This window comes from Vibrio sp. SG41-7 (assembly GCF_014164465.1).
In the GTDB taxonomy this organism is placed as follows: domain Bacteria; phylum Pseudomonadota; class Gammaproteobacteria; order Enterobacterales; family Vibrionaceae; genus Vibrio; species Vibrio splendidus.
The window spans coordinates 29172-43700 of the sequence record NZ_JACJFF010000023.1 but is presented as its reverse complement, the minus strand read 5'-3'; the positions used below and the strand labels follow the sequence as shown (position 1 = coordinate 43700).

The window sequence follows — 14529 nt, the reverse complement described above, 5'->3', positions numbered from 1 at the left end:
ACTTTCTCTTTACTCTAAAGGTGGTGATTTTTATAATCGCCGCCTTTCTGTTTTAATCTTCCCTTTATATAGGCATTCCTCGTTATGGATCAGTTGACTGCAAAGCTTAAAAAGCTCGAAAAACAAAACTTCCGCGCATATCAACAAATTAAAGGTCAATACGACTTTGCTGATTTCGAATTACACATCGACCACGTTCAAGGTGACCCGTACGCATCTTCTTCACGTTTTCGCGCAACACGCGCCTGGTCGTTAACAGGGTTAGGTTGGCTGAAAGAAAAGTCTTACGAATACCAAGTAGCAGCGCGTGATTTTATTGCACGTAGCTTCTCTGAATTTGCTAAGCAAGAAACAACTGTGTCTATCGCACTAACAGGCCAAACTGTTTTAGATAACACATCTGTGGTTTTCACCGAGCACGGTATCGAAATCCGTTTTCGTATCAACCTACCGGCTGATGGGCGTAGTATTCTTGCAAAGAAAGCAATCAACATCATTACATTCTATTTGCCTAAGTTTATCCGTCGCGCAACGCTTGAACGCGAACTCAACATTGAAGCGATGATTAAGCATTGTGAAGCCGTTGAAGACCAAGACGCGTTACGTGCTCAATTGGAAGAAAACAATCTGGCGGCATTCGTAGCAAATGGCAGCGTATTACCTCGTATTGCTGGTAACTGTGACCTACCAATGAAAGGTGCGGTACCTTTCGCTGCTCCAGAATCGTTGAGTGTTACGTTAAACACACCGAACCAAGGTGATGTGACTGGCCTAGGTATTCCAAAAGGTATCACGCTAATCGTTGGTGGTGGTTTCCATGGTAAATCTACGCTGTTAAACGCCGTTGAACGTTCTATCTACAACCATATTCCTGGTGACGGTCGTGAAGGTATCGTGACGGCGACTGATACGATGAAGATCCGCGCTGAAGATGGCCGCTGTGTTCACAACTTGAACCTATCAAATTACATCAACCATTTGCCGATGCAAAAAGACACGTCTGATTTCAGTACACAAGATGCATCTGGCTCGACATCGCAAGCGGCTTGGTTACAGGAATCAATTGAAGCAGGCGTTCAAACGCTACTTATTGATGAAGATACGTCAGCGACTAACTTCATGATTCGTGACGAACGTATGCAAGCGCTAGTATCTAAAGGGGCTGAGCCAATCACACCACTTGTTGACCGTATTGGCCAACTACGTGAAGAGATGGATATCTCTACCATTGTTGTAATGGGTGGTTCTGGCGATTACCTAGATGTGGCTGACACTGTGATTCAAATGCACGATTACCAAGCGGTAGACGTCACTGCAAAAGCACAAGAAGTGATAGCTCAACACCCTACTCAACGTACTAACGAATGTGAGACGGCATTAGAAACGTTTGTTCCTCGTTCGTTAAACCGCGCAGCACTGATGAATATTCTTACTGACGGTAAGTTCCGTGTTAACGCGAAAGGCAAAGAGTCTCTGCGTTTTGGTAAGGAATTCGCTGATCTTTCTGCATTAGAGCAGTTAGAGTCAACATCAGAAGTTAACGCGATTGGTTGGGCATGGTTCCAGTTTGCACAAACTCCAGGTTGGTCAAACAACCCTGCTAAAGAGTTTAGCGCGATCTTAAGCGATGAGTGGCACGTTAATATGCCAAACTACGGTGACTTAGCGAAACCAAGAGTATTGGATGTAATGGCCGCACTAAACCGTATGCGTAAATCTCAGTTCAAGCCTTCGAACTAGGTTAGATCCAAGCATCATAAATTGTATTGACGGCTCTCATTCTGAGGGCCGTTTTTTTTATTCGCTAGCTCTAGCTCTAGATCTAAAGCCTTAAGACCGTCTCCTGCCTCACTTATCTTGTTTGGCGATAAAACCGACCAATATTGTGTTTATCCTAAAAATCATGACACAGCTTTTACAAAACTATGGCGATATTCATATAAAGTTCCAACTCGACAGGTGTAACTAAATGTAACAAACCCTTGAGGCTTCAATGAATCATAAACGCGTTAAGATGCGTGACCATAAAAAAGAAGTAAATCTGTTCAAAAACCGTGTAACCGTTGCGTTTTGTGGGATCTTGCTGTTCACTCTTGTCTTAGTCGGCAACCTTTACCGACTTCAAGTCGAAAATTTTAAAAGCTATCAAACCCGTGCCGATGGCAACAGAATCAAAGTATTACCTATTCCCCCGACTCGCGGGCTTATTTACGACCGCAATGGTGTGTTGCTCGCCGAGAATGAACTTGTCTTTAATCTGACGATGATTCCAGAGCAAACTGATGATGTCGATGCAATGCTTGCTAAGTTGGACAAATACATCCCGCGAGAGGCTGAGCAGATTGCTCGTTTCAAAAAGCGTTATCACAACACCCGCCGTTTCAAATCTGTCACGATATTAGAGAACCTAAGCGAAGAAGAAATTGCTAAGTTCTCAGTGCACCAGTACCAATTCCCCGGCTTATCGATTGATACCAGCTTGAAACGATTTTATCCAAATGGAGAAGTACTTACCCATGTTTTGGGATATGTCGCACACATCAATGATAGCGATCTTAAGAGGCTAGAAGAAAAAGGCATCGAAGCGAATTACCAAGCCACAACAATCATAGGTAAGCTCGGTGTTGAACGTTATTACGAAGACATTTTGCACGGTACCAAAGGTTATCAAGAAGTCGAAGTAAACAGCCGTGGGCGAGTCGTCCGCACCATTGAGTATGTAGCTCCGGTAGCAGGAAAAGATATCGTATTAAATATCGACCTCGAACTACAAAAATACGTATTCGACCAGCTTGATCACCGAACAGGCAGCGCGGTCGTTCTTGACCCGAAAGACAACAGTGTACTTGCAATGGCATCAAGCCCCAGCTACGACCCGAACCTCTTTGTCGACGGTATTTCTAGCAAGAACTATCAACGTTTATTGAATGATCCTGCTCACCCATTGGTAAACCGCACTACTCTCGGCGTTTATCCTCCGGCGTCAACCGTGAAACCATTTATGGCTGTAGCGGGACTGCAAGAACATGTCATCTCCGAGGATACGATTCGTAATGACCACGGCTCATGGCAAATTCCCGGTTCCAAACGCAACTCTAAATCATGGCGAGACTGGAAACGTTGGGGTCACGGCCCTGTCGACGTAACGCAAGCCATTGAGGAGTCTGTGGATTCGTTCTTCTATCAAACCGCTTTTGACTTGGGCATTGACCGTATTTCAAGCTGGATGAATCGCTTTGGTTTTGGTGAACCTACAGGTATCGATATCTATGAAGAAAGCACCGCTAATATGCCGACTCGAGAATGGAAGATGATGCGCTATCGTACCCCTTGGTATCAAGGTGACACTGTTCCTATTGGCATTGGCCAAGGTTATTGGACATCGACACCAATGCAACTGGCAAAAGCGACTTCAGTGTTGGTCAATCATGGAAAGGTGATGCCACCTCATATCCTGAGAGCAATCTTGGATCATGGTGAGGACTTTGACACACAACAACTCGTTACACCTGAGCCTATGCCGTCTATCACTGAAGTCCCTGACAAAATATGGGATGTACCTATCAATGCAATGAGACTGGTAAACCACGGTAGTCGAGGTAGCGGTAGGCGCGCATTTAAGGGAACTAACTACACGAGCGGCGGAAAATCAGGTACGGCACAAGTATTTGATCTTGCGAAAGATCAGGTCTACAACTCGAAGAAGTTGGCTAAGCATTTACTCGACCATGCTCTTTATACGGCTTTCGCACCTTACGAACACCCTGAATATGTCGCGACGGTGGTCATTGAACACGGTAACGGTGGCTCAAAAGTCGGCGCGCCATATATCCGTAAAGTACTCGATTATGCATTTGAGCATAAAAGTGGTGAAAGCAAAGACCAGTCGTAGCAACAATAAATGAAGTAGTAACGACGCTTAATCTAGTTGCAACACATAACGTATTTACAAAACATAATATAGTTACAGAACATAGCGTAATGATGACAAAGCCCCACTTGTATTACTCACAATGTGGGGCTTTTCAATTTTATATATTAGGGCCTAAATTTTACTCTATCTAAAGGGTCAATAAACCGCGCAGTAAGAGTTACTTTCGATTACGAGCTTCGTAATACATTCCATGCTTCACAGAGCGTCTGGAATTTCGCCGTGTTGCCCTCGTCTCTGTCTGGATGCCAGCGCAAAGCCAATTGTCGCCAGCGCTTTCTAATCTCATGGTGAGTCGCGTCCAACGGTAACTCAAACAAATTTAACGCTCGGCTTCTATCCATATCGAGTTCATCACCACCGACAAACTTTCTGTACCGAGTCCAGAACTCGTTCAGCAGCCTTTTGACTTCGCCCTCGTCCGCTTCATAGTTAATCCAATTAATATAGTATTCTCGCAGTGGGTCTTGATGATCGATGCTGTGACTGCTTCCGTGATACCGACCATTCATCAATTCAATGTCCATCGCTTGGACTTGTAACCAACCATCAGGGTGTAAGGTTTCTTGAAGCTGATAAAGCGCATTCATTATGAGGAAGTTCTTTTTAAACAACTCTTTCTCAGGTGCTGGGTCTAACACCGGTACAAACCCAAGGTCGTTAAGGTGAGCCGCCAATGTGTGTACTTTCCAGCCGCTTGGCTTTTGCTTAAGCACTTCCATAATCGGCCAAAGCAATGGGTTCTCCATGTGGCAATGAAAGTTTGCTCTCACCTCTTGATGATTCGACATAGTGGACTCAGTTAGATTTTCTGTATTAATGGATGACTAGGGCTTTGGATACAATGAGCAACCTACATCATAACCATTGGCGTATCTCTTTTAATTGAAAGCGATTTTCTGCGATTTGTCGAGCTAATGGACCAACAACTTTCAAACGCTTGGCTCAAAGGCACCCTTTCATCATGAAACTGAAAGTCATTAAGTGAGTGCAACCGCCATCAATGCAGAAGTGACCCTGAAGTACAGGTACAAAAAAGGTCAGCAATTTAGCTGACCTTTGATATCTATACCAATTTTAGTACGAAATATTTCGCTAATTAGATAACGCCAAGTTCTCTTAGGCGCTCCATTAGGTACTCGTTTGCTGTGTACTTTTCAGACAGCACAACTTCCGGTTTCGGGTGAAGGAATAGAGGCAAAGAGATACGAGATTTCTCTTGGCGTTCACCTGATGGATTGATTACACGGTGAGTTGTCGATGGAAAGTAACCACCCGATGCCTCTTGAAGCATGTCACCAATGTTGATGATCATGTTGCCGAAGTCACATGGAACATCTAACCACTCGTCGTTTTGAGCTTTAACTTGAAGGCCCGGCTCGTTTGCTGCAGGAAGAACAGTCAGTAAGTTGATGTCTTCGTGTGCTGCTGCACGGATAGCGCCAGGCTCTTCGTCACCTTGCATTGGTGGGTAGTGAAGAACACGAAGCAGAGTCTGCTCACTGCCGTTGATCATTTCAGACAACGCGATAGAGAACTTCTCTTGTACTTCTTTAGGAGCATGAGCTTCAACCCATCCTAGAAGCTCTTGAGCAAAAGCATTCGCACGTTGGTAGTAATCTAGAATCTGTTCTTTCAGCTGCTCAGGAATTTGGCCCCAAGGGTATACGTGAAAGTACTCTTTGATGTCTTTTACAGTGTGGCCCTTAGCAACTTCAGACACTGATGGTGGAAAGTATCCATCTTGTGTTTCAACATTAAAGTGGAAGTTCTCTTTTTCTTCAGAGATGAAGAATTGGTACCAGTTTTCGTAAATAGACTCAACAAGCTCTTTCGGGATTGGGTGGTTCTTAAGAACACCAAAACCAGTTTCACGTAGAGAGCGAACAAATTGTTCTGCTGCGTCGTCAGCAAGGTAATCGACAGTTTCCAGTTTCATGACTTTTCTTTCTTGTTATGTAGTGATGAAGCGATTTTAAGGATCGCTTTGTTGTAAATCAAACTTTTGTGAAACTCTCGCAACCGTTTGTCTAGATACTGGGCGATAACGCCAGTTTTCAACAAATATGGTGATTACAGCTCAATTGAACACCGTTCAATATTGTGCAACACTATTAAAAACTTCGACGAGAGATCTCGATATGACAATTACGCCACTTGCTCAAAATCGACCATTACTTTCATTAACGACGCTGTATCTGATTGTGTTTCTATTTTCAGCGTTTGCTCCCTCTTCAAGAGCAGTATGGATTGCCGAAATTATCCCGGCTCTAGCGATATTAGTGGGTATCTGGTGGCTATCAACCAAGCTGACCTTCACTAAGACTGCCTACATTTTGATGTTTATCTGGCTGATGTTACATACGATAGGCGCGAAATATACCTTTGCAGAAGTGCCGTTTGAATGGTTTAACAACATGATTGGCTCTGAACGTAATAATTTTGACCGTGTCGCGCATTTCTCTATTGGCCTTTACGCCTACCCACTCGCTGAGTATTTGATTCGTAAGAAACTGGCTCAACCGGTACTGGCATGTTTCTTTGCCTTATTTGCGATCATGAGTGTTGCAGCAGGTTATGAGATTATTGAGTGGTGGTACGCGGAGATTGCAGGTGGTGATGAAGGTATCGCGTTCCTTGGCTCACAAGGTGATATTTGGGATGCGCAGAAAGACATGCTGTGTGATACAACGGGTGCTATTGTCTCGCTATTACTTCTGAAACTTCAAGGGCGAGTTAGAGCTCAGTAGTTCGTGGATAGCCTGCTCAACTTCTTTCTTATAAGTTAATTAGTCGATTTAAATGCCACGACACACAAACTGTGTCGTGGCATTTGTTCTTTTCTATTTCATAGTCACCTTGCCACCCACAAACTTGTAGGCTGGTGTACCTCGAACCAAGGTATCTCGCGCGAATTCAATCCCACATTCAGGGCACACACATGGCTCTTTAGTGAAATCTTCAACAATACGTTCCTTAAAACACTTCACGAGTGTACCTTTGCCACCTTTCCGATACTTAAAAAGTTGCGTTTTGCATTTCGCACAGAAAATCTGAACCGTTTTGGTCGGTTGTTTCTTGTTTGGTTTAGCCATAGAAGTTAATGATTGAACTCTTTATTTCTTAAGTTTAGGTGCGACAAGAACCAAGCTTATCCCGAGTAAAATAACGGTCGATGAGATAATGAATTGCATGGTGACCGGCTCAGAGAGTAACAAGACGCCACCGAGTGTCGCGATAACAGGCACAGAAAGCTGTGCAATGGATGCGACCACTGTATTCAGCTTTTTCACCACGTAATACCACAAACTATAACCCACGCCAGAAGCCACCGAGCCCGATATAACCGCGTAAATCAAACCTTGCTCAGTGATAGAGACTTGAGGCATTGCATTAGGTATTACAACTAGAAGGCTTAAACCTGCAAGGATAACTAGCGAGCTAAATCCAAAGTTAGCGGTCGTCGATTGCAGTGCGTTTAAAGATTTCTTTCCTGCCAATGTGTAAATACCCCACCCAACTCCGCCCAGAGACATCAAGATGATAGAAACTAAGTCTGGTGCCTGTGTCGATTCAGTTGGCATTAACAGGTAAACAAGCCCTGCCACCGATAACAAACATCCGCCCCATTCAAGTAATGACATTCTGTTTCCAGAGAACAAGTGCGCGGCAATCATCGTAAATTGTACTGCGACAAACAACACCAGCGCACCAAGACCTGCGCCAAGCTTTAAGTAAGCGAATGAGAAGCCAAACATATACACAAGCAGTGACAGTATTGATGTGAGTTGAAACTGTAACTTTAGCTTTGTATATACCGATGTGCTGTTGTTTGCTAGCTCCTGTTTATGCTTAGATTGGGAAGATAAAGTGAATAAAATCAGAAGTGTAAGCGCACCAGACCAGATGCGCACGATCGAAAAGCTCAAAGGATCAATCGTTTGATCCATTAAAGCCCAGCGACACAAAACTGAATTAGCAGCAAAGGCCACCAGCGTAATAAATGTAACCATCACAGTTTGCATCGTTTTGTCCTAATTGAGTTGTTTGGTCCTAATAAGTGTTCTTGGGTTTTAATCAACGTTGGATTTCAATCAACGTCAGGCTTCACCCAAACTTGACTAAAGTCGAACCAACCTAATGCATTACATTTTGCGTTCTGCAACGTACCACATTGATCTTTGTTAACGCCCAACCAACAGTGGAACATCGGAATTAACTGATTGCTTTGCACCAGTTGTTTACCTAACTGTCGTGCTGGGAATTGCTCGAATTCTCCCGAACGCCAACGATCAATCATGTGACACCATTGGTCGAAATCTTCAGCTGGGCTAGATTCATCAAGAAAACTGTAGTCCATTAACCAGCCGGCCAATGCATCGTCTCTGTTGTTAGCGATACCCATAGGGTTAATCCAAATATCAACATTATCGGCGTGTGGAGGATCGGTTTCGTAACCGATAAGCTCAACATCGACATTATATTGCTTCAACACGGTGACAATCGCTTTGGCAAGTGTTGGGAACATCGGGTGTTGGCATTGGTACGCCAATCTAATGGTTGGTTTCGCATTTGCTGGTGGACAGACCGGCGTGTTTAACTTTATGTCATACCAACCAGGTTTTATCCCATAGGCGTGTAGAACGCCCAAATCGATGACGGTCTCTTTTGGGATATGAACAAACAGATCAGCTGCATTCAATGCGTTAGACAAAAACTCCGCCCATGCGGGATCTTGTGCGATGCCCTTCTTTCTATTCAACAGTAAATACGTACAGCCGGGATCAAGCTCTACTTCATCACTATCACCACGGTCGGCCATTACCGGTTTCGAAAGACTTGGGTAAACCATAGAAGAATACGCCTCATCAACCACCCAAACCTCAACGCGATCAATCAGCGGCCTGAAACCAAAGTATCCGTTAAAAGCCGTTAGTACGAGTTGCTTCTCATCGTTCTTCTCAATGCGATACGGCCCCGTACCAATTGGTCGAATATCGTAGTCTTCGCCACGTAAAATCATCGGTAAAGTGACCTTAGCGACCGACTCCGTGAGCGCGAGTGGGAAATACTTATCTGGGCGCGTTAAGAAGACATCAACCACGCAATTTGCGGGTGAAGAGACATCTTTAATATGCGAGAACAAATTGAGTGGTTCGAGCGCAAGAAGCGTGTCGACGACATGATTCGTTAATAGAGGCTCCCCGTTATGAAAACGGACACCCGGCCTTAAGAAGAATCGCCATTGATAGTCACTGATTTTTTGCCATGAATGAGCAAGATCGGGTTGTAACTGATCATTTTCATCCAGTCGCGTTAACCCACTGAAGACTTGGCAGGCAATATGCTGTTCTGAACGTCGCATCGATTTTGTAGGGTTAAGCATTGAGAGCGGTCGGTAATAAGGCAAACGAATGACCTGCTCACCTTCTTGATATTGCACACCCAAATAGTTTTGAATAACCTGAGTAAGCTTGGCAGCATTGTGGTCAAGCACTGACAGCGCCTGACCAATTTTACCTTCCTGTAAGTACCGCCTCGCTAAGTTTTCACTGACATCGCAACGATTCTGCTTAAAGATAAGTTGAGATAACTTACCTCGGCCAGCCGCCGGTAGCCACTCTACCCAGCCTTGTTCTTCAAGTTTGTTGAGTACCATTCTTGCATTACGACGCGTACAACAGAGTACATCTGTTATGTCATCGAGCTGAACATCAGAATCTTTACCATCGAAGTATTCAAACAGGGTTTCAAATTGAACGCGAAGTCTTGGGCTGCTCATAAAGAGGAAAACTTATTCAAAGGACATTGAATTCAGTTTCCCTATTTTAAGACGTAAAATCAATCTTACTGACGTGTTTTTATTGCGAATTATTGGGTATGACGTCCCAAGATGTTATTCAAACAGAATGGCTAAGTACTTTTGCAGCATACGGTTACATCACATCGCAGCCGATTTCATTGGCGATGTCACGAAGCTGTTGTTCATTATCTAATTTAATTGACCACTTGCACTCAGAGCCATTCGCCGAAATGACATTTGCCCCTTTTCCAATTAATTGAATCGCATCAACTTGCGCTTGCAGCGTGACTCTATGTTCACCATCTAAACGAACAACCAGCTCATGTGCGGTTGCGATAACTTTTCCACTTTTAAACGTTATGACCATCGGTTTCTCTAGCTACTTCTTTGAAATACAAATTACTATTTTCTAAATAGAACAAAGTTAACTGCTGCCTACTCTATTATCGCTTATGTTTCTTCACGGCAATCGTTAATCGACTCGTACAAACTAAGCGTTGACGCTCGTCAGTGATATTGATTTGCCATACTTGGGTAGAGACACCAAGGTGAATAGGTTCAGCAGTACCAATAACATGGCCTTCACGCATTGATCTTACGTGATTCGCGTTGATATCTAATCCAACGCAATAGTAGCCTTCTGGTACGCAGAAATTAGCCGCCAATGAGCCAAGCGTTTCAGCTAGCACAACCGATGCTCCGCCATGAAGCATGCCTAGTGGTTGGTGCGTAAAATGACAAACCGGCATGGTTGCCACTAAGGAATTGTCGTTTACTTCTGTGTAAACAATGTTGAGGTGCTCAATTAAGGTATTTTTTGAGGTCGCGTTGAAGGTATCTAGGTCAACGGGCTTTTTCCAAATACTCATATGGGTTCCTTAATTATTGACTTTATTAGTGCGTGAATCGCTTTATTAGTAAGTGAATAGCTTCATTATCGTTAATAGTGATCTTAACGATAACCATGTTTTTAAATACAATACTTATCTTACAGCTCTTAGTTATTACGCAAGTTGATGTTAACATGCATAAAAACCGAATACACAGAGGATATTGTATGACGTCATGGATGAAGTTTACCTCGCTTCTCACACTTGCAGGCCTAACCGCATGTAGCGCTTCCCCGACAGGAAGAAACCAATTACTGCTTTTTTCTGATCAAGACATGTCTCAACTTGGGGCACAATCTTTTGAACAAATGAAGAAAGAACAACCAATAAGTAAAGACGCTAAAACTAACGCTTATGTACAGTGTGTAGCGAACAGCATCACTCAACATATTCCAAAACAAGGCTTTAGTGAATGGGAAGTTGTTGTTTTTGATAGCGACCAAGTGAATGCCTTTGCTTTGCCGGGTGGCAAGATTGGCGTATACACAGGGTTACTTAAGGTAGCGGTCAATCAAGACCAACTTGCAACGGTTATCGGACACGAAGTGGCTCACGTTCTCGCTGACCACAGTAATGAGCGTCTATCCCAGTCTCAAATTGCTAATACTGGTTTATCAATTACCAGTGTTGCGTTAGGAGCATCAGAATACAAACAGTACCAAGGAATGACAATGGCTGCCCTAGGTTTAGGTGTTCAATACGGGGTTATTCTACCGTATGGCCGAACTCAGGAATCAGAAGCAGATGTTGTTGGTTTAGAATATATGGCTCAAGCAGGGTTCGATCCTAAACAGAGCGTCGACTTGTGGCAAAACATGGCGAAAGCATCAGGTGGTAGCCAACCGCCAGAATTGCTGTCTACGCACCCTTCCCACAGTACGCGTATCAAAGATCTACAGGCGACGATCAAAACGTTACCTCAATCGGGTTCACCAAGACCAAATTGCAAAGCGTAATTTTATACCAATCGTAGTAAATAACTGGTCACCCTAGCTTGCTAAAATGCTCGATAACTGCGTTAGAATTTTTGATTGTAGAATAACTACTTATCGAAAAATTCCGCCTCGTTCTCAAGCCTTTTCCCTACGCTAATTTTGGTCACTTACTTACTGTGATTGGTATTACATTTGTTTAGACGCTAAACTTCGAATACAAAAATGCCCTATCCATATTGGTTATTGTTTTTGATTCTTGTTAAGTACCAAGAATTTGCAATGGTAGGCTTAATAGCTGATCGCCAGTAGATGCAAAATACCAGATAACACCGATCAAGCTACTCACTAGACCCACATACCAAACAAACGACACGACTTGACCGTATTTGTCTAATGGCAACAAGTGACTGTGGTGACGCCCTTTCCATTCGAAGAGTATTTCCACACTGCCCATAATCAATAAGAAGCCAAACAGGGTCAAATTCAACTGATAACTCAGTACCACGCCAGCAATAGCGGCCGCAACACACAGCACAATACCAAGCACACTGTTCATCGAGAAACTGATACTTTTTAGTACATGTCCGCCATCGAGAGGCAAAATTGGTAATAGATTAAATAGGTTTAATAACGCGTTAAATACCGCAAGCCCAGCGAAGAACATTTCGCCAGTCGCCCAGTACAACACCATAAATATCAACGACAATATCAAGCCAAACAATGGTCCCATGATCGAGATAACCACATCTTGCCAGCGCGTATTGATCTTTTCGTCGGATAACGCCAAGCCACCAAGGAACGGTATCAAATAGATGCCTTTGGTCTTCATTCCAAAGTATTTCATTGCTCTAATGTGGCCATATTCATGGAACATTAAACAAGCGATCAAGGCTAAAGCGAACTGAATTGAAAATAGCCATGAGTAAGCGGCTAAACTCGCAGAGGCAAGCACCACCTTGATTAACTTGGCACTCTTGAGGGCTTTCATTCCCAGCGAAACTAACCCGATTAAGCTAAAACGCTTCTCTGGTTTTGGTGCGACAACCGGGGTTTGTTGCTCGATATCTTTGGTGTTTCGACTGCCTTCGGTAACGGTTTGGCCATTCACGGTCGCTTTATAGGTCATCTCAAACGGTTGCCACTGAACGGTCGCCTCAACGTTACACTGCAACGTTTCTTCACCTGCGCGCAGAGTAAATGCATGCGTTCGAGCGTCATCTTGATCTGTGGTTGCGTCTAATTGGGACACCAAAGTATTGTCCCAATACAACTGTTGCCACCCTGCCATTGACCCCTCTAAACGAAGTGGTTTTCCAAGAAACTCTATCGCGAGTAATTCCAAACTTTAATTCCAATTTAATGACTATCAATATGAATCGATATTATGCCGATTTAGCGATTGACGGTAAACATAAACAAAGTTGTTACATATTGAGCAGTTGAACACTATTTATACCACCACCTAACATAAACATTCTGGTCACACCTCCAACCACCCATAAATCATTGATTGTAATTATATTATTAGTGTTAGAGTGCCGCCCTTTGAAAATATTACTTCACAAAATGACAACTCATTCTTTGACTTTATATTAAACATGAATTTAACATTCCATTTACATTAGAGCTTAAACACCAACAACGCTCAGTGTGTTTTCAACAATAAGAATGAGATTTGATGCCCTAGGAGGGTCAAGGATGAAAACAATACAACGCTCTCTCGTTTCACTTTCTGTGCTATTTGCATGTAATTCACTTGCGGCTGGTTTCCAAGTTGCTGAGCACTCTGCCTCAGGTCTTGGTCGCGCATTTTCAGGTGAAGGTGCTGTAGCTGATAACGCGAGTGTACTAGCGAGAAACCCCGCCGCAATGACCCTATTTGATACAGCCCAATTTTCAGGCGCGGTTTCTATCGTTGATCCAGAGGTGGATATTACTCAAAACAATGTTCCAGGTTCAGGCGGACAGAGCCAAGTATCCAAAGACGTAGCGCCACTGCAAGTCGTTCCTGCTGCTTACTACATCAGCCCAATCAACGATAAATGGGCTTGGGGTATCGGTATGTTCTCTAACTATGGCGTTGCTACCGATTACCCAGATGATATTTATGCGGGTGATCTTGCTGGTGATACTTCACTGATATCAGTAAACGTAAACCCTAATGTCGCTTATCGTATTAATGATCAATTTAGTGTCGGTGCGGGTGCAAACCTTGTTTACGCAGAAGCCGAACTTAATCGTCACCAAGGCTCTATCTCTAACATTACTGGTGACTCTGCCTCTACAAAACTGATCAGCATGACAGGTGAAACATTTGCATTTGGTTGGAACGTAGGTGCGTTATATGAACTGAATGAAAACAACCGATTCTCTATTGCTTATCGTTCAGAGGTAGACCTCGACTTTGATGATGGTGACTTTACTGATTACACGGGCAGCATCGTGCAAGGTAGTGTTACGACAACAACAGGCCGTCTAAAAATCACGTTGCCTTCAATTATTGAAATTTCAGCTTTCCACCAATTGACCGACCAATGGGCAATTCACTACGGCTGGCAACAAACTGGATGGAGTAGCTTTAAAGAGCTTAAAGCGACGAGTTCAGATTGCGCAAATGGCGAGTGTTTTAAAAAGACCGAAGACTACGACGACAATAACCGTTACTCACTGGGTGCAACTTACCAGTTAAACCAAGAATGGACCTTAAGAGCTGGTTTAGCTTATGACGAGCAAGCTGGTGAAGCGACATTGAGTATTCCAGATAGCGATCGTTTCTGGTACAGCGCAGGTTTGACATATCAGTACAGCCCTAACCTTTCAATCGATGCTGGTTTCGCTCTTGTTCAAAGTAAAGAAGGTGATTTCACTGAAACCAATGAACTTGGTCAGGAACTTGAATTCTCTGGTGATGCAGTCGCTTACCTATCTGCAATTCAAATGAACTACACCTTCAACTAAACGGAATTAAAA

At 43.6% G+C, this 14529-nt stretch carries 13 protein-coding genes; 5 read left to right on the top strand and 8 right to left on the bottom strand.

Annotated features, from left to right (window positions below):
- The first annotated feature begins 84 nt into the window (after positions 1-84).
- A complete protein-coding gene (locus H5300_RS08840; RefSeq protein WP_004730952.1) occupies positions 85-1740 on the top strand; it encodes an ABC-ATPase domain-containing protein in 1656 nt (551 codons plus the stop codon).
- Between the two features lie 253 nt (positions 1741-1993).
- Positions 1994-3892, top strand: a complete 1899-nt coding sequence (gene mrdA, locus H5300_RS08835) for a penicillin-binding protein 2 (RefSeq protein WP_054541092.1) — start codon at positions 1994-1996, stop codon at positions 3890-3892.
- 209 nt (positions 3893-4101) lie between these two features.
- Here mrdA and H5300_RS08830 read toward each other — a convergent pair whose 3' ends face one another.
- Complete coding sequence (locus tag H5300_RS08830; protein ID WP_017079221.1) at positions 4102-4722, bottom strand: DNA-J related domain-containing protein; 621 nt, start codon at positions 4720-4722, stop codon at positions 4102-4104.
- A gap of 308 nt (positions 4723-5030) precedes the next feature.
- Positions 5031-5870 (bottom strand): isopenicillin N synthase family oxygenase, encoded by an 840-nt coding sequence (locus tag H5300_RS08825; protein WP_004730947.1) that lies wholly within the window; start codon positions 5868-5870, stop codon positions 5031-5033.
- Positions 5871-6072: 202 nt separating this feature from the next.
- Here H5300_RS08825 and H5300_RS08820 point away from each other — a divergent pair, with 202 nt between their 5' ends.
- Positions 6073-6681 (top strand): DUF2238 domain-containing protein, encoded by a 609-nt coding sequence (locus tag H5300_RS08820; RefSeq protein WP_102496125.1) that lies wholly within the window; start codon positions 6073-6075, stop codon positions 6679-6681.
- Positions 6682-6774: 93 nt separating this feature from the next.
- Here H5300_RS08820 and H5300_RS08815 read toward each other — a convergent pair whose 3' ends face one another.
- From H5300_RS08815 to H5300_RS08795, 5 genes are all read right to left on the bottom strand, one after another.
- Positions 6775-7026, bottom strand: coding sequence for a hypothetical protein (locus tag H5300_RS08815; RefSeq protein ID WP_182795798.1), 252 nt, complete (start codon positions 7024-7026; stop codon positions 6775-6777).
- 21 nt (positions 7027-7047) lie between these two features.
- Entirely contained in the window at positions 7048-7956 is a 909-nt protein-coding gene (locus H5300_RS08810; RefSeq protein WP_182795797.1) for a DMT family transporter, read from the bottom strand.
- A gap of 65 nt (positions 7957-8021) precedes the next feature.
- Positions 8022-9713 carry an SgrR family transcriptional regulator gene (locus H5300_RS08805; protein WP_017079218.1) on the bottom strand — a complete coding sequence of 564 codons (1692 nt, stop codon included), beginning with the start codon at positions 9711-9713 and terminating at the stop codon, positions 8022-8024.
- A 154-nt stretch (positions 9714-9867) separates the two neighbouring features.
- Complete coding sequence (locus tag H5300_RS08800; protein WP_004730938.1) at positions 9868-10101, bottom strand: DUF3389 domain-containing protein; 234 nt, start codon at positions 10099-10101, stop codon at positions 9868-9870.
- A gap of 76 nt (positions 10102-10177) precedes the next feature.
- On the bottom strand, positions 10178-10603 hold the full coding sequence (locus H5300_RS08795; RefSeq protein WP_004730936.1) for a hotdog fold thioesterase: 426 nt from the start codon (positions 10601-10603) through the stop codon (positions 10178-10180).
- 188 nt (positions 10604-10791) lie between these two features.
- Between H5300_RS08795 and H5300_RS08790 the strand changes: the two genes are divergently transcribed.
- A complete protein-coding gene (locus H5300_RS08790) occupies positions 10792-11580 on the top strand; it encodes a M48 family metallopeptidase (protein ID WP_108180351.1) in 789 nt (262 codons plus the stop codon).
- Positions 11581-11818: 238 nt separating this feature from the next.
- Here the strand turns inward: H5300_RS08790 and H5300_RS08785 are convergent, their stop codons facing one another.
- Positions 11819-12901 (bottom strand): site-2 protease family protein, encoded by a 1083-nt coding sequence (locus H5300_RS08785; RefSeq protein ID WP_182795796.1) that lies wholly within the window; start codon positions 12899-12901, stop codon positions 11819-11821.
- 356 nt (positions 12902-13257) lie between these two features.
- Here H5300_RS08785 and H5300_RS08780 point away from each other — a divergent pair, with 356 nt between their 5' ends.
- Positions 13258-14517, top strand: a complete 1260-nt coding sequence (locus H5300_RS08780) for an outer membrane protein transport protein (RefSeq protein WP_182795795.1) — start codon at positions 13258-13260, stop codon at positions 14515-14517.
- The last annotated feature ends 12 nt before the right edge of the window (positions 14518-14529 follow it).

What these genes read in the sequence shown, in the direction of transcription:
- H5300_RS08795 (WP_004730936.1), bottom strand. Translation starts at nt 10,603, where the DNA reads ATGAGTATTTGGAAAAAGCCCGTTGACCTAGATACCTTCAACGCGACC.
- H5300_RS08840 (WP_004730952.1), top strand. Translation starts at nt 85, where the DNA reads ATGGATCAGTTGACTGCAAAGCTTAAAAAGCTCGAAAAACAAAACTTC.
- H5300_RS08805 (WP_017079218.1), bottom strand. Translation starts at nt 9,713, where the DNA reads ATGAGCAGCCCAAGACTTCGCGTTCAATTTGAAACCCTGTTTGAATAC.
- H5300_RS08830 (WP_017079221.1), bottom strand. Translation starts at nt 4,722, where the DNA reads ATGTCGAATCATCAAGAGGTGAGAGCAAACTTTCATTGCCACATGGAG.
- mrdA (WP_054541092.1), top strand. Translation starts at nt 1,994, where the DNA reads ATGAATCATAAACGCGTTAAGATGCGTGACCATAAAAAAGAAGTAAAT.
- H5300_RS08780 (WP_182795795.1), top strand. Translation starts at nt 13,258, where the DNA reads ATGAAAACAATACAACGCTCTCTCGTTTCACTTTCTGTGCTATTTGCA.
- H5300_RS08820 (WP_102496125.1), top strand. Translation starts at nt 6,073, where the DNA reads ATGACAATTACGCCACTTGCTCAAAATCGACCATTACTTTCATTAACG.
- H5300_RS08790 (WP_108180351.1), top strand. Translation starts at nt 10,792, where the DNA reads ATGACGTCATGGATGAAGTTTACCTCGCTTCTCACACTTGCAGGCCTA.
- H5300_RS08800 (WP_004730938.1), bottom strand. Translation starts at nt 10,101, where the DNA reads ATGGTCATAACGTTTAAAAGTGGAAAAGTTATCGCAACCGCACATGAG.
- H5300_RS08825 (WP_004730947.1), bottom strand. Translation starts at nt 5,870, where the DNA reads ATGAAACTGGAAACTGTCGATTACCTTGCTGACGACGCAGCAGAACAA.
- H5300_RS08815 (WP_182795798.1), bottom strand. Translation starts at nt 7,026, where the DNA reads ATGGCTAAACCAAACAAGAAACAACCGACCAAAACGGTTCAGATTTTC.
- H5300_RS08810 (WP_182795797.1), bottom strand. Translation starts at nt 7,956, where the DNA reads ATGCAAACTGTGATGGTTACATTTATTACGCTGGTGGCCTTTGCTGCT.